The 20,390-nt window shown below is 64.9% G+C and carries 21 protein-coding genes; 11 read left to right on the forward strand and 10 right to left on the reverse strand.

Annotated elements, in window-relative coordinates:
• The first annotated feature begins 81 nt into the window (after positions 1 to 81).
• Positions 82 to 825 (forward strand): DUF72 domain-containing protein, encoded by a 744-nt coding sequence (locus tag OUY36_RS08360; RefSeq protein ID WP_267937523.1) that lies wholly within the window; start codon positions 82 to 84, stop codon positions 823 to 825.
• On the opposite strand, the gene OUY36_RS08365 is transcribed toward OUY36_RS08360, so the two are convergent.
• The 4 genes from OUY36_RS08365 to OUY36_RS08380 form a co-directional block, all read right to left on the reverse strand.
• On the reverse strand, positions 812 to 1,405 hold the full coding sequence (locus OUY36_RS08365; RefSeq protein WP_267937525.1) for a hypothetical protein: 594 nt from the start codon (positions 1,403 to 1,405) through the stop codon (positions 812 to 814). The two genes, OUY36_RS08360 and OUY36_RS08365, sit on opposite strands and share 14 nt — an antisense overlap.
• A 152-nt stretch (positions 1,406 to 1,557) precedes the next feature.
• Positions 1,558 to 3,558: a peptidase U32 family protein gene (locus tag OUY36_RS08370; protein ID WP_267937527.1), complete on the reverse strand. Its 2,001-nt coding sequence runs from the start codon at positions 3,556 to 3,558 to the stop codon at positions 1,558 to 1,560.
• A gap of 147 nt (positions 3,559 to 3,705) precedes the next feature.
• Positions 3,706 to 4,740, reverse strand: a complete 1,035-nt coding sequence (locus tag OUY36_RS08375; RefSeq protein WP_267937529.1) for a MerR family transcriptional regulator — start codon at positions 4,738 to 4,740, stop codon at positions 3,706 to 3,708.
• 166 nt (positions 4,741 to 4,906) lie between these two features.
• Entirely contained in the window at positions 4,907 to 5,308 is a 402-nt protein-coding gene (locus OUY36_RS08380) for a hypothetical protein (RefSeq protein ID WP_095461156.1), read from the reverse strand.
• Positions 5,309 to 5,458: 150 nt separating this feature from the next.
• On the opposite strand from OUY36_RS08380, the gene OUY36_RS08385 reads away from it, so the two are divergent.
• Together OUY36_RS08385 and OUY36_RS08390 are read left to right on the forward strand one after the other, a co-directional pair.
• A complete protein-coding gene (locus tag OUY36_RS08385) occupies positions 5,459 to 6,295 on the forward strand; it encodes a CAP domain-containing protein (protein ID WP_267937532.1) in 837 nt (278 codons plus the stop codon).
• A 123-nt stretch (positions 6,296 to 6,418) separates the two neighbouring features.
• A complete protein-coding gene (locus tag OUY36_RS08390) occupies positions 6,419 to 8,317 on the forward strand; it encodes an alkaline phosphatase family protein (protein WP_267938130.1) in 1,899 nt (632 codons plus the stop codon).
• Positions 8,318 to 8,348: 31 nt separating this feature from the next.
• On the opposite strand, the gene OUY36_RS08395 is transcribed toward OUY36_RS08390, so the two are convergent.
• Entirely contained in the window at positions 8,349 to 8,996 is a 648-nt protein-coding gene (locus tag OUY36_RS08395; RefSeq protein WP_230725755.1) for a cation transporter, read from the reverse strand.
• A gap of 62 nt (positions 8,997 to 9,058) precedes the next feature.
• Here OUY36_RS08395 and OUY36_RS08400 point away from each other — a divergent pair, with 62 nt between their 5' ends.
• The 5 genes from OUY36_RS08400 (at position 9,059) to OUY36_RS08420 (ending at position 11,488) form a co-directional block, all read left to right on the forward strand.
• Complete coding sequence (locus OUY36_RS08400) at positions 9,059 to 9,454, forward strand: MerR family transcriptional regulator (protein WP_267937535.1); 396 nt, start codon at positions 9,059 to 9,061, stop codon at positions 9,452 to 9,454.
• An 86-nt stretch (positions 9,455 to 9,540) separates the two neighbouring features.
• Positions 9,541 to 9,690, forward strand: a complete 150-nt coding sequence (locus OUY36_RS08405) for a hypothetical protein (RefSeq protein WP_174214569.1) — start codon at positions 9,541 to 9,543, stop codon at positions 9,688 to 9,690.
• A gap of 108 nt (positions 9,691 to 9,798) precedes the next feature.
• Positions 9,799 to 9,921 (forward strand): cytochrome c biogenesis protein ResB, encoded by a 123-nt coding sequence (locus OUY36_RS08410; RefSeq protein WP_218276905.1) that lies wholly within the window; start codon positions 9,799 to 9,801, stop codon positions 9,919 to 9,921.
• A 209-nt stretch (positions 9,922 to 10,130) separates the two neighbouring features.
• The gene (locus OUY36_RS08415; RefSeq protein ID WP_267932542.1) at positions 10,131 to 11,147 is read left to right on the forward strand and encodes a sterol desaturase family protein; all 1,017 of its coding nucleotides are present in this window, start codon (positions 10,131 to 10,133) and stop codon (positions 11,145 to 11,147) included.
• Between the two features lie 92 nt (positions 11,148 to 11,239).
• On the forward strand, positions 11,240 to 11,488 hold the full coding sequence (locus OUY36_RS08420; protein ID WP_063543918.1) for a zinc ribbon domain-containing protein: 249 nt from the start codon (positions 11,240 to 11,242) through the stop codon (positions 11,486 to 11,488).
• A 59-nt stretch (positions 11,489 to 11,547) separates the two neighbouring features.
• Here OUY36_RS08420 and OUY36_RS08425 read toward each other — a convergent pair whose 3' ends face one another.
• Positions 11,548 to 11,970: a DUF2141 domain-containing protein gene (locus tag OUY36_RS08425; RefSeq protein WP_267932544.1), complete on the reverse strand. Its 423-nt coding sequence runs from the start codon at positions 11,968 to 11,970 to the stop codon at positions 11,548 to 11,550.
• A 370-nt stretch (positions 11,971 to 12,340) separates the two neighbouring features.
• On the opposite strand from OUY36_RS08425, the gene katG reads away from it, so the two are divergent.
• The gene (gene katG, locus OUY36_RS08430; RefSeq protein WP_267937539.1) at positions 12,341 to 14,575 is read left to right on the forward strand and encodes a catalase/peroxidase HPI; all 2,235 of its coding nucleotides are present in this window, start codon (positions 12,341 to 12,343) and stop codon (positions 14,573 to 14,575) included.
• 91 nt (positions 14,576 to 14,666) lie between these two features.
• Here katG and OUY36_RS08435 read toward each other — a convergent pair whose 3' ends face one another.
• Entirely contained in the window at positions 14,667 to 15,557 is an 891-nt protein-coding gene (locus OUY36_RS08435) for a LysR family transcriptional regulator (protein WP_267937542.1), read from the reverse strand.
• A gap of 84 nt (positions 15,558 to 15,641) precedes the next feature.
• Here OUY36_RS08435 and OUY36_RS08440 point away from each other — a divergent pair, with 84 nt between their 5' ends.
• Positions 15,642 to 16,424 (forward strand): NAD(P)H-dependent oxidoreductase, encoded by a 783-nt coding sequence (locus OUY36_RS08440; RefSeq protein ID WP_267937545.1) that lies wholly within the window; start codon positions 15,642 to 15,644, stop codon positions 16,422 to 16,424.
• Positions 16,425 to 16,463: 39 nt separating this feature from the next.
• Here OUY36_RS08440 and OUY36_RS08445 read toward each other — a convergent pair whose 3' ends face one another.
• The 3 genes from OUY36_RS08445 to OUY36_RS08455 all read right to left on the reverse strand — a co-directional run bounded on the left by OUY36_RS08445 (position 16,464) and on the right by OUY36_RS08455 (position 19,561).
• Positions 16,464 to 17,774, reverse strand: a complete 1,311-nt coding sequence (locus OUY36_RS08445) for a methyl-accepting chemotaxis protein (RefSeq protein ID WP_267937548.1) — start codon at positions 17,772 to 17,774, stop codon at positions 16,464 to 16,466.
• A gap of 180 nt (positions 17,775 to 17,954) precedes the next feature.
• Positions 17,955 to 18,353 carry an ester cyclase gene (locus OUY36_RS08450; RefSeq protein WP_267932871.1) on the reverse strand — a complete coding sequence of 133 codons (399 nt, stop codon included), beginning with the start codon at positions 18,351 to 18,353 and terminating at the stop codon, positions 17,955 to 17,957.
• Between the two features lie 104 nt (positions 18,354 to 18,457).
• Positions 18,458 to 19,561, reverse strand: a complete 1,104-nt coding sequence (locus OUY36_RS08455; RefSeq protein ID WP_267937549.1) for a DUF2855 family protein — start codon at positions 19,559 to 19,561, stop codon at positions 18,458 to 18,460.
• A gap of 73 nt (positions 19,562 to 19,634) precedes the next feature.
• Between OUY36_RS08455 and OUY36_RS08460 the strand changes: the two genes are divergently transcribed.
• A complete protein-coding gene (locus OUY36_RS08460; protein WP_267937553.1) occupies positions 19,635 to 20,267 on the forward strand; it encodes a TetR/AcrR family transcriptional regulator in 633 nt (210 codons plus the stop codon).
• Positions 20,268 to 20,390: the final 123 nt, after the last annotated feature.

Consider the following 20,390-nt stretch of genomic DNA (forward strand, 5'->3'; position numbering starts at 1 on the left):
ACCATGCGGATATGGCGGAGAAGCGCCGAAGTTTAAAGCACAGCGCCGACTTCGCGCCGGACCGGAAGGCGTGAAGTGTCGATGAACCCGAGCGAAGCCATTCGTCTCGGCTGCGCCGGCTGGAGTCTGCCGCGTGCCGTCTGGCCGGAGTTCACTGGAGACGGCACGCATCTGGAGCGCTATGCCCGGCGGCTGCCGGCGGTGGAAATCAATTCATCCTTCTACCGCCCGCATCGCCCGGCGACCTACCGTAAATGGGCCGCCAGCGTGCCGGCCGGGTTCAGTTTCTGCGTCAAGCTGCCGCGACAGATCAGTCATGACAAGCGCCTGCACGGGGGCATGGAAGAACTCGAGCGCTTTCTCGTCGAAATCAGCGAGCTGGGTGCCAGCCTTGGCTGCCTGTTGCTGCAGCTGCCGCCGTCGCTGGTCTACGAGCGTCCGCTGGTCGAGGGTTTCCTTGCAGGCTTGCGTAAGCGCTACGGCGGTGCCCTGGCGTTGGAGCCGCGGCATGCCAGCTGGCTCGACGCCGATGCGCAGCTGGCCCACTGGCGTATCGCGCGGGTCGCCGCGGACCCTTCGCCAATCCCGTGTGGCGACCAGCCGGGTGGTTGGCTGGGTATGCACTACTACCGATTGCACGGCTCGCCACGCATCTACCACTCGTCCTACGCCGACCAGTGGCTGCAAAGCCTGGCCGAACAGCTGGAAGACTGCGCGAGGTCGGGTGTGCCTTGCTGGTGCATCTTCGACAACACCGCCAGCGGCGCCGCGCTGGAAAATGCGCTGACGCTCCAGGTGATGTTGCGCCGGCTCAGCGCGGAATGATCCGCACGCGCCCGGCGGTGTTGTCGCGCCGCGCGGCCTTCTCGTTCTCGGTGCGACCGGGGATGCTGGCGAACTCCTGGCCACGCTCAGGCGTCGCCGTGCCGTCCAGCTCGCGTTCGTCGACGCTGATGGAGGTGGCGTCCGGGTAGCCGGTGGTCAGCGTCTCGGTGCTGGCGGTGACCGGCGTGGCGTCGTCGCCCCAGGTTGCGCTGCGCTCGTCGATATCGATGGCGCCGTTGTGCTCCATGATCCGCTCCACCGCCGGCACCCGCGCTTCATCCTCAAGCGATACAGTCACGATCGTCGATCCTCGGCGCGCCGCTTCGGGGTAACGACCGGCATGGGCAGCGGCACCATCGCCGAAGACCTTGCGGAAGAAATTGCCGATATGTTCGGCCGCGGTGGCATCCGGGGCGGGCTCCTCGCCAACCACCTCCACGCGGCTGCTATTGACCTGCTCAGGGTTCATGGACGCCGACAGCTGGATGTCTTCGGCGGCGATGCCCTGCTGCACGAGCGCCTGCTTGACCTGTTGGGCTTGCTCGTAGCGATCGAATGCTGCGATCAGAATCTGTTTCATGGATCACCTCGTGTCGGGCAGCGGAGCTGCGATTCATGGATGGTTCGGTAAAGGCCATGAATCTTTGGCGCGAGGTGGCCGGGGATGGTTCCGGCGCAAATGTGTGTGGACATGAGCCGGGGCAGCCGTGCTCGTGGCTGCCCGGCCGGCTGTCAGGCCTGCGGTGCCCGGCGAATGGTCTTGAGCAGGTCATCCGGGGTGATCTGGCCGACCACGCTGGAGGCACTGCCCGGCTGCGGCAGGTCGAGGATGTGGCCCTTCATCTTGCCGATCACGTGCATCTCGCAAGGCTTGCAGTCGAACTTCAGGGTCAGCACTTCATCACCGTGCACCAGCTGCATCGGTGCCACCTTGGTACGCACGCCGGTGACGCCCTTGGCCTGCTTCGGGCACAGATTGAAGGAGAAGCGCAGGCAGTGCTTGGTGATCATCACCGGCACTTCGCCGGTCTCCTCGTGGGCCTCGTAGGCGGCGTCGATCAGCTGCACGCCGTAACGGTGATAGAAGGCGCGGGCTTTCTCGTTGTAGACGTTGTAGAGAAACGACAGGTGCGACTCGGGGTAGACCGGCGGCGGCACGCTGACCGGCTTGCGCCCGCCGCGCGGGCGGATGGCTTCGCGCGCTTCGGTCAGTGCCTCGATGGCTTCGCGGCGCAGCGCCTTGAGTTGCGAGTTGGGGATGAAGAACGCTTGCGGCGCATCCACCTCGACCTCTTCGGCGTGGTAGATGGTGGTGCCCAGCTGGCTCAGCAGATCGGCGATCTGGCCGGGCACCTGCTCGGGCTTCTTCGCTTCGCCAAAGGGGCCGGGCAGCGTGGCCATGGCATAGGCGCCTTCCTCACTGGTGACATGCAGCTCGAGGCCGTCGGTCCGCAGACGGGCCAGCCAACGTACGCCAATGCGGCGCTCGGCGGAGGGCTTGAGCAGTGCGTTCTGCCAGTTGTGGTCCAGGTTGCGGTTGAGCGGGTGGTTCGGGCGCACCTGGCGCATCGCGGCGGGCATTTCGTTGGGTTCGACGCGGTACTGCCAGAACGGCTGACCGTCCTCCTCGAACTGCTTCAGCGGCTCGACCACGCTGGCGCGGAAACCCACCACCTCGCGCTTGATCAGCACGTTGAGGCCGTCGCCGTTTGAGAGCGGCTCGCGGGTCTGCACGGTCAGGTCATGCTTGCCGACCTTGAGCACTTCACCCACGGCGAGGCCGGTGAAGGTCGGCGAGTCGAAGGCGCCGATGTCGATCTTGCGGTCGGTGACGAAGTAGTCGGTGCTGCCGCGGTGGAACGTCTTGTCCGGGTCCGGGACGAAAAAGTGATCGGTGCGGCCGCTGGAGGCGCGGGCCAGTTCCGGGCGCTCGGCAAGAATGCCGTCCAGGCGCTGGCGGTAGTAAGCGGTGATGTTCTTCACATAGCTCACATCCTTGTAGCGCCCCTCGATCTTGAACGAACGCACGCCGGCATCCACCAGCGCGCTCAGGTTGGCGCTCTGGTTGTTGTCCTTCATCGACAGGAGGTGCTTCTCGAAGGCCACCACGCGGCCCTGGTCGTCCTTCAGCGTGTAGGGCAGGCGGCAGGCCTGGGAGCAGTCGCCGCGGTTGGCGCTGCGCCCGGTCTGCGCGTGGCTGATGTTGCACTGCCCGGAAAAGGCGACGCAGAGGGCGCCGTGAATGAAGAACTCCAGGGTCGAATCCACTTCTTCGTAGATCGCGCGGATTTCCTGCAGGTTCAGCTCGCGGGCGAGAACCAGCTGCGAGAAACCGGCCTTGTCGAGGAACTTGGCCCGTTCCAGCGTGCGGATATCGGTCTGGGTACTGGCGTGGATCTCGATGGGCGGGATATCCAGCTCCATGATGCCCATGTCCTGCACGATCAGCGCATCGACACCGATCTCGTACAGCTGCTGGATCAGCGCGCGCGCGGCCTCCAGCTCGTCGTCATGCAGGATGGTGTTGATGGTGACGAACACCCGCGCGTGGAACAGATGGGCAAATTTCACCAGCTCGGCGATGTCGGCCACGCTGTTCTCGGCGTTGTGCCGCGCACCAAAGCTGGGGCCGCCGATGTACACCGCATCGGCGCCATGCAGGATGGCCTCGCGGGCGATGCTGGCGTCACGGGCAGGGGCGAGCAGTTCGAGATGGTGCTTGGGAAGGGACATGGGCACGGACCGGCTGTGTTTCGAGGTCGTGCATTGTAAAGACTTGCTGCGCAGCGTCCATGCGCAACACCGCCGTTGGCGACGATCTGTTGCCGGCCGAGGCGGGAACCTGCGTGGCTGGCACGCAGGCTCCCGCCGGCGGTCTGCCTAGCCGCGGGGCTGCTGCATCAGGGCCGTCATGGCCTGCCGCAGGTAGTCGATCAGCTCGGGCGCTACCCAGGTGCCGGCCTGCAACTCCGGTTCCTGCTGCTCGGCCTGCTGGATTCGGCGCTGGGTGTCGGCGTTCGGGCCGGCGTAGGCGCTGAACAACTCACCCCAGCGGCGGGCCAGTGCGGTCACCCGCTCGTGCTCCGGGGGGAGACGCTCGCTACGGCAGCGCTGAAGCTGCGCGAGCAGTTCCGGCCATTGGCGCAGGCTTGCGGCGTAATGGGTGCGCATGCGGGCGAACTCGTCGTCCGTCAGGTGGCGACGGTAGATCGCCAGGCGGTGTTCGGCGAACGCCGCCAGCACATAGTCGCGCATGGCCTGGCTGACGCCGGTTCGCTGCTGCAGCCCTGGCTCGGCTGCGTGCATGGTGTCGAGCCGGGTCAGCAGGGTCGGGTCCTGCGCGGTGTCGCGCTCGAGCTGGATCATCCAGTCCCGCGCCAGCCGCTGTGCTTGCTCAGCCTGCGGCGGTACGCCGGCCTCCATCAGTGCCTTGGCCTGCTCAGCCAGGGCGGGCCAGGCACTGGTGCCTTGGTCGAGGCGTTCGGTGAAGGCCAGCCTGGCCAGTTCGTCGGCGGAAAAGTGCTTCTCGTACATGATCATCGATCCCAGGGTATCCAGTAGGTCGGTCAGCGCGGGTTCCTCGCCCAGGACGTAGCGCTCGCGCAGCCTGTGCAATCGGCTGCGCAGGCGCTGGAGGCTCTGCAACTGGCGATCGAGCTGCAGCAATTGCTGGTCGATAAGTCCGGGCAGGGAAACCGCGCGCTGGTTCAACAGGGCTCCGATGTCGGTCAGCGACAGGCCAAGGCCACGCAGTGCCTGGATGTGATGCAGGCGCTCGACGTCCTTGCGGTCGTAGAGCCGATAACCGGCATCGGAGCGTGCGGACGGTTTGAGCAGATCAAGGTTGTCGTAGTGATGCAGCGTTCGGACGGTCACGCCGGAGCGCCTGGCCAGTTCGCCTACCTTGAGCAACATTGATGTCTCCTTTTCGTTTCGCACGGCAGGGATCGTCGGGGCTGACGCTGCGTGAGGGTCAAGCGGCAGCAACGGATTTTTTTCGACGCGGGGTCAGGCGGTGGCAGGCTCGGCTATGAAACCGTGCATGGCAGCGAGCGCAGGGTGATCGTGATGGGACGCACGCTCATAGCCCACCCAGCAAGTCATGCGCATCGAGCAGGCGCCAGGCGACTTCCGGATGCGTTTCCAGACCCCGGCGAATGGCAGCCGCGATGGCCGGGCGAGTCTTGCGACAAAGGCCTGGCTGCTCGGCGAACTCGATGGCGATGCCGCGCATGCTGCGCACTTCGTTGTGCCCAGGACTCACGCTGACGCGAATGCCCAGCTGATCGAACATGCGCTGCTGCAGTCGTTCGAGGTCCTCCAGGCTCTGCAGGTTCTCCAGTCGCTCCAGCAGACGGCGTTCCTCGTGACGGGTCAGACGCAGGATGCGCACGTCCGCTCCGGGCGTTTCCAGCAGTTCGTCGCGCCGGCAGGTGCAGGTGCCGGGCGGGCAGGATTGGCGAAGCGGTGGATGATCGTTCATGGCGTTCGATCATAGCCAAGGCCGGGCAAGGCGCCCAGCCGGTGGCGTTGTGCCGGCTGGTGATGACAAGCTGGGCCGCGTCGCGCACCATGGCGCCTGTTCCGCGCCGGGTGCGCGCCGTCCCGTCAGGGCCATCGCTGGAGAACTGTCATGCGTGTTCTGTCATCTGTCCTGCTGCTGGCAAGCTTGTGCGTTGCCGGCGTCGCGGCCGCCGAGGAGGCCCGGCTGATCGAGTCGATCAATGCCTACCGTGGCGAGGTGCAGCGCTGCGGCAGCAAGGCCAGCGAGGAATTGCCGCCACTCACGGCCGATTCCCGGCTGAACCTGCCGGTCGGTGCTGCCGGTGACCTGCAGGATGCCTTGTCCCGCGCCGGCTATCCGATGGTCACGGTGCAGGCGATCACGCTGTCCGGGCCGCGGGATGCCCAGGCGGCGATGCAGGCGCTGCGCGAGAGCTTCTGCCGGGTGATCCTCGACCCTCAGTTCACCGATATCGGCGTCAGCCGCCAAGGTCGAGACTGGCGCATCGTGGTGGCGCGGCCGCTGCTCGATGGTCGCCTCGGCGACTGGCAGGCCGAAGGGCAGAAACTGCTGGAACAGATCAATACGGCGCGGGCATCGGCCCGGCGCTGCGGTACGCAGGACTTCGCCGCCGCCGGGCCGCTGAGCTGGAACGAGACGCTCGGCAGCACGGCCGAAGCGCACAGCCGCGCGATGGCCAATCGCAATTTCTTCAGCCATCTGGGCGAGGACGGGCGCACCCCTGGCGATCGCGCTGAACTGGCCGGCTACACGGGCAGGCAGGTGGGCGAGAATATCGCCGCCGCGCTGCCGACCGCCCGCAAGGTGCTGGAGGGTTGGCTGGCCAGCCCAGGGCATTGCGCGAACCTGATGAACCCGCAGTTCACCGAGCTTGGTGCCGCTTATGCGGTCGATCCGCAGAGCGATGCGGCCATCTACTGGACTGCGATGTTCGGTGCGCCCTGATCGACGACGCTGGCGGCCGTTCCACCGCGGAGCGTTCGGCAGCAGCCCGCTGTCAGAGAGTCCTCGTTCCCGCAATCAGGTCTACCCTTGAGCGATATACCCCCAACCCATGACCTCCCGCCCGTGCTTGCCGGTCCGCTGCTGCGTCGGGTCGAGCCTGGCCGGATCGTGTTGTGGCTGGTCGCTTCGCGATCGCTGACGCTGTCGCTGCTGCTCGAAAGCCCGGCCGGGGGGCTGCAGTGCCGCATAGCGCCGCAAGAGCTGGATTGCCAGCGCCTGGCGATCGGCGAGCACGCAGTGTTGCACCTGATCCAGGCCGTGCCACCGGCGCCGTTGCCCAGCGACTGCCTGATCGCTTACGACTTGCTCATCCACACCGGCTCAACGCAGCAGGGCATCGCCGACTGGGCACCGCATCTGCTCTACGGCGACGCAACAGCGCCGAGTTTCGTCATCAAGTCGCGGCTCGATCGCCTGCTGCACGGTTCCTGCCGCAAACCGCACCACGCCGCCGCGGATGGCCTGCTGTGCGTGGATGAGTTGCTGCACGATGCGTTGGACGATCCGGCGGCGCGCCCGGCCGTGCTGCTGATGACTGGCGATCAGGTCTATGCCGACGACGTCGCCGGGCCGATGCTGGTAGCCATCCATGCGCTGGTGCGCCGTCTCGGCCTCTACGGCGAGCGCCTCGAAGGTGCCGTGGTGGATGACAGCGACGAGCTGATGGCGCATCCGGCGACCTACTACCACCGCGAGCGGCTGCTGCCGGCGTTCAAGTCCAACGAGGCGCTGCGCGAGCGCTTCTTCGGTGGTGTCGACAAGCCCGTGTTCACCACCGCCAATGGGCAGAACCACCTCATCAGCCTGGCCGAACTCATGGCGCTGTACCTGCTGGTCTGGTCGCCGACGCCCTGGTCGCTGATCGCGCCGGTCATGCCTGCGCTGGAGCCAGAGCACGCCGAGCGCTATCGCTGCGAAGAGTGCTGCCTGCTGACGTTCCGCCAGGGCCTGCCGCGGGTGGCGCGGGCGTTGGCGCACGTGCCGTCGCTGATGATCTTCGACGATCATGACATCACCGACGACTGGAACCTGTCGGCCCGCTGGGAGCAAACCGCCTACGAGCACCCGTTCTCGCGGCGCATCATCGGCAACGCGCTGATCGCCTACCTGCTGTGCCAGGCCTGGGGCAACCAGCCGGAGCGATTCGTCAGGCTGCTGGAACAGATGCAGCGCGTGTTGGCCAGTGTGGATGACGGCTGGCTCGATTGCGTCGAGCAGAACCGCTTCATCGACACCCTGCTGCATCTCGACGGCTGGGGCTATGAACTTCCGACCGAGCCGCCGCTGGTGGTGCTCGACACCCGCACCCGGCGCTGGCGCAGCGAGCGCAACCTCAGCCGACCGTCCGGCCTGATGGATTGGGAGGCGCTGAGCGAATTCCAGCAGAACATCCTCGACAAGCCGGCTGTGCTGATCGTGTCGCCGGCGCCGATGTTCGGCGTCAAGCTGATCGAGGCGGTGCAGCGGGTATTCAGCTGGGCCGGCCAGCCGTTGCTGGTCGATGCGGAGAACTGGATGGCGCACCGCGGCGCGGCCCACGTGATGATGAACATCTTCCGCCATTCACGTACGCCCGGTAACTACGTGGTCCTCTCCGGTGACGTGCATTACTCGTTCGTCTACGAAGTGCACATTCGCGGTCGCGATACCGCACCTCAGCTGTGGCAGATCACCAGCAGCGGCGTGAAGAACGAGTTCCCGCGGCGCCTGCTGGACTGGTTCGATCGCCTCAACCGCTGGCTCTACGCGCCCTGGTCGCCACTGAACTGGCTGACCAAGCGGCGTCGGCTGGAAGTCGTGCCGCGCGTACCGGACCGCAGTCAGGCCGGCGAGCGGCTGTGGAACGGCTCGGGCATCGGCCTGTTGATGCTGGACGAGCAGGGCAGGCCGCGGCAGATCCTCCAGCTGAACGCCGACGGCTCGGCGCCGGTGGCCTTCCTTAGCGAGCGCAACCGGCCGTAGAGCGATCTATAGAGGGTCGTGACGCCAGCGATCAGGCACCTCGCTCCAGTTCGCTGGCGGCCAATCGTTCGGTGCGCAGTTCGTCGAGGGCGTGGCGGGTGATCTGCACGGCTGCGCTGATCGATAGCAGCGCCATGATGCTGGCCACGATCAGGTCCGGCCAGCCCGCGCCGGTGCCGAACACACCCAGCGCCGCCAGCATTACGGCGATATTGCCCAGCGCATCGTTGCGGCTGCACAGCCAGACGCTGCGCATGTTGCTGTCGCCTTCACGGTAGGCATAGAGCATGAGCGCCACGGCGACGTTGGCCAGCAGCGCGATCGTGCCGACGATACCCATGGTCGTGGCCTGCGGCACGCTGGCATCGATGAAGTTGTCGATCGCGACCACCAGGATGAACACGCCGAACAGACCCATGGTCAGCGCCTTGGCCAGCGACGCTCGCGCGCGCATCACCACACCCAGACCCAACACGAACAGGCTGACACCGTAGTTGGCCGCATCGCCGAAGAAGTCCAGCGAGTCGGCCAGCAGCGACACCGACCCGGCCCGCACGCCGGCGCCGATCTCCACCGCGAACATTGCCAGGTTGATCAGCAGCGCGATCCAGAGAATGCGCCGATAGCGCCCGCGTGCCGCCGTGCTGGCACAACCGCCGCCGCAACAATTTCCCGCCATGACATCGCCTCCAGTTGTCGATGGCGATACGCTAAACCCTGTAGCAGCTACAGGGTCAAGCCATGCCTCTAACCATCGGCAAGCTCAGTCAGGCCACCGCGGTGAACGTGGAAACCATTCGCTATTACGAGCGCATCGGGCTGTTCGCGGCGCCGGCGCGGACGTCGTCCGGCTATCGCACCTACAGTGAGCAGGACGCCGCCCGATTGCGTTTCATCAAGCGCGGGCGGGAGCTCGGGTTTTCCCTCGACGAAATCCGCACCCTGGTCGAGCTGGCCGACCAGCCGGGACATGCCTGCACCGACGTCGATCGCCTGGTACAGACGCATCTGGTGCAGGTACGTCAGCGCATCGCCGACCTGCAGCGGCTCGAAGCGGAGCTGCAGCGCCTGGCGGGCTGCAGCGAGTCGTCGGTCCGCGAGTGCCGCATCATCGAAGCGCTCTCGGCGGCCGATTGATGGATGAGTGTTGTCGGTTCTGGCGAACCTCCGGCTCGGTTGGCGGCTCCAAGGCTGTGTACACGCACCAGCAAAGGCCCGTTGCCATGATCGACCCAGACGACCCGCTCAAGGACGGCCTGACGCCGCCGGACTACGACGAATACGGCGATGTTCCGGATTCGGGCGAGAACGATACCGAGCCGGATGACGACTCCGGCGACGAAGCGAATCCGGGTCAGAGCCCGCTCGGATAGTCCTAGGCCAGGCCGCCCGACGCTTGGCACTCCGACTGGACAATTGGCGCCGCCCAGCCTAAAAAGGCGCGCTGCGCAGCAGCACTGTTCAACGGAGGCAGCCCCATCGTGAGAAAGAAGAAGCCCGTCGACCCCGTCCGGCAAGCAGAAAAGAATCGCGCCCACCGGATCGGCTGGCTGATAGCCCTGGCCGGCATCCTGGTGGGCTTTGCCCTTGTGATGAGCAAGTAAGCGCTGTTCACGTTTCGTGGAAGGCCGGCGATCCCTGCCGAATCACCCGCAGCCCGGCTACGGCGGGGCTGTTTCCATTGCCGCGTGCTGATGGGTAACCGCGCCGAGACGAGCAAGTCGTCTGCAACTTTTGTCTGATAAGCGTTCGCATATACGAATGGTTCCGCACGCTCCTATAATCCGCCACCTTTTTTCCGAGGCGGCCGGGCGTGGGCGTTTCCGAATCATTTCAGCACTATGTTCTTGACCCGATCCTGCTGCAGTTCAGCAGTCTGTTCGACCTCAACGGTCGGCTGGGCCTGCTTTTCCTCGGGGTGTCCTATGCCGTTGCCTACTTGCTGTTCCGCTATCGAAAGCGCCACGGCCTGACCGAGGCCGCGTCGTTCTGGCGCTTTCTCGGGGGTTGGCAGGTGCACTGGCATCCATCGGCCCGCCTGGACTATCGCTACTACTTCGTGCGGGGCGTGCTGAAGGTCGCGCTGGTGGTGCCTGTGGTTGCGCTGGTTGACCCATACATCCTGCGCTCCGGCGACTACGCGGCATTCTTCACCAATCTCTGGGGCGCGCGGCCGCAGCTGGGACAGCACCTGTCACTGTCGCTGCTCTACGGGCTTGGCGTGTTCATCATCAGCGACTTCGCCAGCTATTGGGTGCATCGCGCGTTTCACTGCGGCTGGCTGTGGGAGTTCCACAAGGTCCACCACTCGGCACCGGTGATGGTCCCGTTGACCGCCAGCCGGGTGCACTTTCTGGAGAAGATCGTCGGCCGGCTGGTAGACCTGGTGCTGCTCGGCCTCTACGCCGGCGTGTTCTGGTATGCCTGCGGCGGCGAGATCAGTCGCTACACGCTGTTCGGCGTGACCTATCTGGTGTTCATCTTTAACGCGCTGGCGTCCAATCTGCGGCACAGCCATGTCTGGCTGTCGTTCGGCCCGCGGCTCGAGCACATCCTCAACAGCCCGGCGCAGCACCAGATCCACCACAGCGACGCGCCGCGACATTTTCACAAGAACTTCGGCACCAACCTGTCCATCTGGGACTGGATGTTCGGCACGCTCTACGTCACCAAAAGCACACCAGAGGACATCCGCTTCGGCACCGCCGAGCAGGACGCGCACCGCTATCTGACGCTCTACAGCCTGATCGTGTTGCCATTTGTGGATACCGTCCGCAAGTTTCTGCCGGCGAGGGCGCCGACCGGCGCGGCGCAGCGCGGCAGGAGCTGAGTGCGGGACGGATTTGCTCGTACAATCGTGCGCCATCCGCGGCCGGGCAACGGAGCCCTGAGCCGATCTGCGCAACAAACGAGGGGAAAACCATGCCGACCTACGACTATCGCTGCGAAGCCAACGGTCAGGTTTATGAAGTCCGCCATCCCATGGCCCTGCGTCCGAAGACCTGGGGCGAGCTGCGCGCCGCCTGTGCGCTGGCCGAGGATGTGTCGATTCCAGACGATGCGCCGGTGACCCGGCTGATGACCGCCGCCGGGGTGGTGAACAGCCGGGTGCTGAAGAATCCGGAAGCGCCGGCATGTGCCCGCGGCGGTTGTGCCGGTAATTGTCGCTGAGCCATCGCCGCGTTTGACCGCGAGCCGTTGGCGGCGAGTCGGGGCCGAGTCGACGGTCGCTAATAACGCATCTTCAGCTCAATCTGTGCGGGATCCTCGGCGGTCACCTCGAAGGCGCTGTCCTCGTAGGACGGTGGGCCCATCACCTTGGGGTTGTTCGATAGCCCGTAGCCTTCGGTGGGGAACATGCCGAAGCGCAGGTCCAGCCGACCGTTGTCGTTCTCGTCGTGATAGGCCAGTACCGCGTAGCGGCCGGGCGGCACATCGTCGAATGTAACGGTCACCGTACCGGCTTCGGCCTTGGCCTTCCGTGCGGTGAAGGCCTGGTTGTCCTTGCGGAAGCTCTTGGCATCGGAATACACCGCCACGGCCACCTGGCCCCGATCATGTTGCAGCCCGTTGAGCGTGACCTGCAATTGCTGCGCATGTGCCGCAGGTGCGGCAAGGGCGAGGGCAATGCCCAGAGTCGAAAGTGTCTTCATGCTGTGCTCGTTCAATTCACGGTGGCTGAAGTCGCCGCCCTTCATGCAAGGGCCTGGCTGGCGGCGGCTGGCTCGATCGGCGGACATCTTCCAGCAACAAGCGAAGTGTTGTCCACGCACGCGATCCTGCTCAGGGTGAAAGACCTTCTATCACCTCGATAGGGAAGTTTCATGGTCGTCGCTACAGGGACGTTGTCGGACTACGTAACGCGTCTACATCGGGGCTTTGGCGCACGTGCGCTGGCATCCGGCCGTACCGGAACAGGGTAAGCCAGCGTTCCGCTCGCATTCGCCCTTCGATCCCGGTGCTACGTTTTCCTGAGCGGTGCCTGGGCGCACCTGGACCATAACCAGCCGTGAGGAACAGAAGATGAACGCCGAGTCTGGAGAAAACAATGCGAGTGGTGGTTGCCCCTTCGGTCATGGTGCCGGCACGCCACGCAAGCGCATCACCAACCGGGACTGGTGGCCCGAGGCGCTCAGCCTGACGTCGCTCAACCAGCATTCCCCACGCTCCAATCCTTACGGTGGCGATTTCGACTACGCCGCCGCCTTCAATTCGCTCGATCTCGATGCGGTGATCGCCGACCTGCACAAGGTGATGACCGATTCGCAGGACTGGTGGCCAGCCGATTTCGGCCACTACGGCGGCCTGTTCATCCGCATGGCCTGGCACAGCGCCGGGACCTACCGGATCACCGACGGCCGCGGCGGCGCCGGCGGCGGCCAGCAGCGCTTCGCCCCGCTCAACAGCTGGCCGGACAACGCCTCGCTGGACAAGGCGCGGCGCCTGCTCTGGCCGATCAAGCAGAAATACGGCCGCAAGCTGTCCTGGGCCGACCTGTTCGTGCTCACCGGCAACGTCGCGCTGGAATCGATGGGCTTCAAGACCTTTGGCTTCGGCGGCGGGCGCGCCGATACCTGGGAGCCGGAAGAGCTCTACTGGGGGCCGGAAGGCACCTGGCTGGGCGACGAGCGCTACAGCGGTGAACGCCAGCTGCACCCCGGCCTTGGCGCCGTGCAGATGGGGCTGATCTACGTAAATCCGGAAGGCCCCAACGGCAACCCGGACCCGAAGGCCGCGGCCATCGACATCCGTGAAACCTTCGCCCGCATGGCCATGAACGATTACGAGACCGTGGCCCTGATCGCTGGCGGCCATACCTTCGGCAAGACTCATGGCGCCGGCGATCCCTCGCTGATGGGGCCGGAACCGGAAGGCGCGGTGATCGAGGACCAGGGCCTGGGCTGGCGCAGCCGCTTCAAAACCGGCATCGGCGCCGATGCGATCACTTCCGGCCTGGAAGTGATCTGGAGCCAGACCCCGACGCGCTGGTCCAACTACTTCTTCGAGAACCTGTTCAACTTCGAGTGGGAGCTGACCAAGAGCCCGGCCGGCGCGCACCAGTGGGAAGCCAAGGACGCGCCGGAAATCATTCCGGACCCCTTCGACCCGAACAAGAAGCGCAAGCCGACCATGCTGACCACTGACCTGTCGCTGCGCTTCGACCCTGAGTACGAAAAGATCTCCCGACACTTCCTGGAGAACCCCGACGAGTTCGCCGACGCCTTCGCCAAGGCCTGGTTCAAGCTGACCCACCGCGACATGGGCCCCATCGGCCGCTACCTCGGCCCGCTGGTGCCGAAGGAACCGCTGATCTGGCAGGACCCGATTCCCGAGTGCGACCATCCGCTGATCGACGAGGGCGACATCGCCGCACTGAAGCAAAAGCTGTTGGGCACGGGCTTTTCCGTCTCAGACCTGGTGTCGGTGGCCTGGGCTTCGGCTTCGACCTACCGGGGTTCCGACAAGCGCGGCGGCGCCAACGGTGCACGCATCCGCTTCGCCCCGCAGAAGGACTGGGCAATCAACAATCCGCCACTGCTGGCCAAGGTGTTGGAGAAGCTCGGCGAGATCCAGAACGCGTTCAACGCTTCGGCCAGCGGTGGCAAGAAGGTCTCCATGGCGGACCTGATCGTGCTAGCCGGTTGTGCGGCGGTCGAGAAGGCGGCGAAGGACGGAGGCGTGGACATCAGCGTGCCGTTCACGCCAGGTCGGATGGATGCCGAGGAGGAGTGGACCGACGCGCAGTCCTTCGAAGCGCTACGCCCGGCGGCCGATGGCTTCCGCAACTACTACCACGAGTCCAGCTTCATGGCGCCGGAGGAAGCGCTGGTGGACAAGGCGCACCTGCTGCGCCTGAGCGCACCGGAGATGACCGTGCTGGTTGGCGGCATGCGCGTGCTGGGCACCAACGCCGGTGGTAGCCAGGAAGGCGTGTTCACCCAGCGCGTCGGCGTGCTGTCCAACGACTTCTTCGTCAACCTGCTGGACATGAAGAACGAGTGGACCGCCACGGAGCACAAGAACCGCTTCCAGGGCCTGGACCGCAAGACTCGCCAGCCCACCTGGACGGCCACCCGCGTCGACCTCATCTTCGGCTCGCAGTCGGAACTGCGTGCCCAGGCCGAGGTGTACGGCATGGCCGATGGCAACGAGAAGTTCGTCCACGACTTCGTCAAGGCCTGGGACAAGGTGATGAACGCCGACCGGCTCGACATCGGCAAGCCGGCCGACAACTTCAGCCAGAAGCTCTCGGCGTAAGAAGGGCGGCGGCGCCTCAGGCGCCGCCGCAGCGCCACATCGGTTTTCACGCCGCCGCATCCCGGCCGGCAGTTACCCGGTAAAGCGGCGGCTATACCGCACTAGCGATCTGCTCGCGCAGCCATTGATGGGCCGGGTCGCGATGGGCGCGCTCATGCCAGAGCATGGCCATTTCGTAGCCGGGAATCTCCAGCGGCGCCTCGACGACCTGCAGGGCGGCGCCCTCAACCAGCCTTTCGGGCAGCATGGCCACCAGGTCGGTGCTCTCCAGCACCGAGCGCAGAAACAGAAAATGCGGCACCGACAGCACCACGCGTCGTTTCAGGCCATGCCCGGCCAGGGCGTCGTCGGTGGCAGCGTGAAAGCCACCGCCGTCCGGCGAGACGATCACCTGATCCAGCGCGCAGAACTGCTCCAGCGTTGGCCGTCGCCGCAGGCGCGGATGCCTGGCACGGCCGGCCAGTACGTAGCGCTCGGTGAACAGAACGCGGCGGCGCAGGTTGGACGGCGAACCATCGACGGTGTGCAAGGCGAGGTCGATATCACCCTGTTCTGCCTGGCGGGCGATGCGCGAAGGCTGCATCTCGACCACGGCGATGCGGGTGCCCGGTGCGGCGGATCGCATGCCGGCCAGAGCGGGTAGCACAATCGCGGACTCGCCATAGTCGCTGGCTGCGATGCGCCAGACGTTCTGCGCGGCGCCAGGGTCGAACGGGCTGGCTGGGGCGACGGCTTGCTCCAGCGCCTCCAGCGCCAGGCGCAAGGGCTCGCGCAACGCTTCAGCCCGTGCGGTCGGGCGCATGCCTCGCGGCCCAGGTATCAGCAGAGGATCGTCGAAAATGTCGCGCAGCTTGGCCAGGTGCACGCTCACCGAGGGCTGGGAAAAATTCAGGCGCTCTGCGGCGCGGGTGACATTGTGCTCGGCCAGCAACACGTCCAGGGTCACCAGCAGATTCAGATCGAGGCGTCTGAGATTATTCACGGCAATACCTGAGATATGGCTTATTCATTTCAAACATACCTCGGCAAGCCACATTCTGCAGCCGTCCCGCTAAGGAGGTTTCCCATGAATGTTCTGCTTGTTTATGCCCATCCCGAACCGCGCTCGTTGAATGGCGCACTGAAGGAATTCGCCGTCCAACGTCTGCAAGCGGCCGGCCATCAGGTCCAGGTTTCCGACCTGTATGCCATGGGCTGGAAGGCCGCGATCGACGCCGGCGACAACCTGGATCGCGACCCCGAAGCGCGTTTCGATGCTTCCGAGGATTCCCGCCGCGCGTTCGCCAGTGGCCGGCAGAGTCCCGATATCGCGGCCGAGCAGGACAAGCTGCGCTGGGCGGATGCGCTGATCCTGCAATTCCCGCTCTGGTGGTTCTCGATGCCGGCGATTCTCAAGGGCTGGGTCGACCGGGTATATGCCTACGGTTTCGCCTATGGCGTCGGAGAGCACTCGGATGCGCGCTGGGGCGATCGCTATGGCGAGGGTTCGATGGTTGGCAAACGGGCGATGCTGATCGTGACTACCGGTGGCTGGGATTCGCACTACAGCCCGCGGGGGATCAACGGGCCCATCGAGGACCTGCTATTCCCCATCCATCACGGCATCCTGCATTACCCGGGCTTCGATGTGCTGCCACCGTTCCTCGTGCACCGCACCAGCCGTATCGACCGGGCTCGATTCGATACACTCCGCGACGAGCTGGGCAAACGCCTGGACGACCTCTGGCGCACTGAGCCCATCGCCTATCGCAAGCAGAACGGCGGCGACTACGATATTCCGGCGCTGACGCTCAGGGCCGAGGTGGCGCCAGAGCAGGTCGGCTTCGCCGCGCATGTCGAACAGCCGTAACAGCTCCAGGGGCTGGGGTCGTGTTTTGCCGTTACGTCGTCAAAGTTCCTTGGCGAACCGCTCGACCGCGCTGACCACCTGCTTGGCGGCGTCCTGAATCTCGACGATCACCGCACCGGCCTGGTTGGCCAGCCCCAGGCCCTGCACCGCCTGTTCGCGGCTGGCGAACATGTTGCGCACCGCCTCGTCGGCCAGCGCCTGGTTCTGTTGCACCACATTGACGATCTCGTCGGTAGCGGTGCTCGTGCGCGCGGCCAGCTGCCGAACCTCGTCGGCCACCACCGCGAAACCGCGACCCTGGTCGCCAGCCCTGGCCGCCTCGATGGCCGCGTTCAACGCCAGCAGGTTGGTCTGTGCGGCGATGCCGCCAATGGTCTGGACGATGGAGCTGATCAGCAGCGACTGCTTGCCGAGCGCCTCGATGCCATCGGTGGCGGACTGCACCTGGTCGGTGATCTTCTGCATCGTCACCAGGGTGTCCTTCACCACACTGGCGCCGCGCTCGGCACTGACGTCGGTCTGCAGCGAGATGTCGTAGGCGACGCCCGCGGCTTGTCGCACCTCGGCTTCACGCATGACCTGATCGGTCACCACGTTGGCGAACTTGACCACCTTGTAGAGGTTGCCTTCGGTGTCGTGCACCGGGTTGTAAGTCGCCTCCAGCCAGACCTCACGGCCATTGCGGTCGACACGCCTGAAACGGTCGGCGATGTACTCGCCGCGATTGAGCTTCTGCCAGAAAGCCTTGTAATCGGCCGAAGCGGCATCTTCCGGCATGCAGAACAGGCTGTGGTGCTTGCCTTTTAGCTCCGCGAGCGAATAGCCCATGGTCTGGAGGAACTGCTCGTTGGCCGTGACCACCGTTCCGTCCAGATTGAACTGGATCACCGCGGTCGAGCGCAGCAGGGCGCTGATGAATGCCTCGTTCTCCTTCGCCCGGTATACGGCCTCGCTGATGTCGCTGCCGAAGCCCTGAATATGCGAAAGCTTTCCGTCGGCGGTTGCGATGGGATACCAGTGGATCTTCAACCAGGCGAGGCTGCCATCGGCTCGCAGGTAGCGATAGTCATCGCTGATCGGCTCGAGCTTGGCCACGGCGGCGCGAAAGTTGTGAAAGCAGGGCAGGTTCTTCACATAGGGCGGAACGATTTCGGCCAGAGGGCGGCCTTGGAGGTGCCCGTGCGAGTAACCCAAGGTTCGGGCGAATCGATCATTGAACGCGCAGATCCTGGAATCTGCATCCAGCGTGAGCGAGAGCATGTCACTGTTCATCTTGCCCATGAGCTGACGCAGGATTGCCAGCTCGGCATCCTTGGCTTCCAAATCCTTTTTCAAGCGGCTGTTAAACATGCAGGGCATCCAATCGATCTAGTTGTGCTTCCGATATCGGCGAAGAGTGCGGGCGCTTGAGCGACTTCCATGTCGCGTCAGCGAAAGCCGTGGAACCGACGCAGTGCGTGCCGAAGCGGAACCATCAAAGGTGGCGATTACCACGCGTTCGTCTTCGCCCCACATGTGATATGAGCCGTCCTAGCCCTCAGAGCTGAGCTGATCGCCAACTGCCTTCTTGTCGATCACCGACCACACATTGCGGATCTTTCCCTCGAGGAACTCGTAGAACACGTTTTCGGTAAAGACGACTCGCCTGCCATTCACCGCAAAGCCAAACAGCTCGCCTGTGGGGGTGCAATCGAACCGCAGCTGTGCCGCCACATGGGGCGGTTCGACGATGAGCAGCCCGATATTGAACTGCAGGTCGGGGATCGTCCGAACGTCGCCGTCGAGCATCTGGCGATAGCCGTCCAGCCCGACGAACTGGCCGTTGTAGTGCACCTCGTCATGGACGAAGCGCTCCAGCTCCGCCCAGCGCCTGCCGTTCAGGCAGGCGATGTAGCCCCGGTAGCAATCAGCGATCTCCTCTCCAGTCATGATCGTCCCCCGCAAAGAAAGCCCGACAGTCAGGCTAGCGATTGGCTCGATATACGCCAGTCCCATCTACCGGCCGCGCTCGCTGCGGTTATCCGATTACCTGGTCAGTCGAGCACCACGGCGTGGCCCTCCAGCGGATTGATGTCGCCTTTGATCAGGGATTCGGCCAGCGCCTGTGCCGCTTCGAGGCCGGCGTGTTCGTTCACCTGCATCCAGGGCTGCTGCGCATCGCTCACCTGAGCGATAAAGGCCAGCTGCGCCTCGTTGAAGCGGCGGGTCACCTCGGCGGGGCCCCAGTCGGCGTTGCGTTTCTTGATCTGATAGGGCGCGAAGTAGGGCTGTGGCTGCGGACCGGCCAGCGTTGCGTCCGTCTTTCTGTATTCGTGGTTCTGGGCTGACCCGGCGAAGCAGTCGTACACCAGGGCATCCTTGAAATGGCTGTGGATCTGCCGGCGTAGATCGGCGCTGCCGGAGAAGTCGACGTAGAGCGTGGGCACGCTCGGGTCCAGCGAAGCCAGCTGGTCGTAGCCCAAGGCCTGATGGTAGCAACCCAGGCCTTGCACGAAGTCCGTGTTGCCGGCGGAAGTCAGCCCGATCAGCTGCACGGCCGGGTTGTCCTGCAGGCAGAACGCCGTGCCGTACGCGGTCTTGCTCGAGGCGCTCGACATCAGGATCTGGCGCGCGCCGAAGAAGGCGTTGTCGTCGAGGAAATCGGCCAGCATGAACGAGGTGATGAATAGCGGCCGCAGCAGCATCTGATAGTTTTCGCTCTCTGCGCGGTAGGCGGCGTCGCTGCTGATGCGCTGGTACTGGTTGTAGGCCGAGGTGAGTTCGAGTCGATGCTCGGCACCGTCGTAGAAACCGCGCTCGGAAACGCGCACCGGCTGCATGACGACATGGCTGGCGATCGGCCAGAAGCCGTAGAAGCGTTCGCCCTTCGCCAGGCCATCGACGGTGCTCTCCACGACTTCGGCGAAGCCCCATGCCGGCATGTGGAACCACTCGCCATCGCCGGTGGGGTAGAAGTCCCAATAGCGCAGGTGTGGCGTCTCGCCGAATGCGGCGTAGGTGACATTGTTCGTGGTCAGTGCCAGCCGGCTGATACGCAGCAGGGCTTCGCCGGGTTTCAGCTCGGGTATCGGTCGGGTCTGAATGCGGGTCTGCTGCATGTCTTTCTTGTTGTTCTGCAACTGGCGGATGACGCTCATCGATGGCACCTTGGGTTCGTAAATGGACGGCTTTGACTCTATCCCTTTCGTTTCACCGCCGGGTTCGGATTTCATGAGCACACGATTGCCGAGCGCCAAGCCGCTCAAACGGCCGACTCAGCAGCGCGCCAAGGCCACCGTTCAGGCGATTTTCGACACCTATGTTCGGATATGGCAGCGCGACGGCTGGGCTCGATTGACGACCCGAGCGGTCGCACTCGAAGCCGGCGTGGCCATCGGCACGCTGTATGACTACTTCCCCAACAAGCATGCGCTGCACTCGGGCTACGTGCGCTATTGCGTCGAGCAGCTGCTGGAGGCCATCGAGGCGCAAGCGGTAGCGCCAACCGCGCTTGCCTGGCCCGAGCGCATTCGGCGACTGGTCCGCACCCTTGCCGGGGTCGAGTCACGGCGGCCCTGGTTCCACCCGGATATGCTCGAACTGGAAACGCTGGTGGCCGAGCCCAAGCATCAGCGTCGGGCCTACGAGGATCTGTTGGGCGCCTGGCACCGTGTCATCGATGCGGCGACCGATCTGCCGGTACGCCCGAGCGCGGCGACGCTGGAAGCGCTGCATCTTTCGGTCTGGGGCGGCCGCCGCTACGCCATGCTGGTGCAGCTCGAAGCGGATCGCATGATCGATTGGGCCAACTGCATGGAACAGCTGTGCCTGGAAAGGCTCGCGGGGCCGGTCGCCCCTGCCTGAGCATGATCGGGCCGAGCCCAGCCCGCTCAAAAAGGCGGTGAGCTTTTGACCGTAAAGATGAACAACCTGTATGGACACGTCGGCTCAAGCGCAAATGCCGGGCGAATCGCAGCCGACCGGGAT

The sequence above is a fragment of the Stutzerimonas sp. R40042 genome (genome assembly GCF_026642215.1).
GTDB lineage: Bacteria > Pseudomonadota > Gammaproteobacteria > Pseudomonadales > Pseudomonadaceae > Stutzerimonas > Stutzerimonas frequens.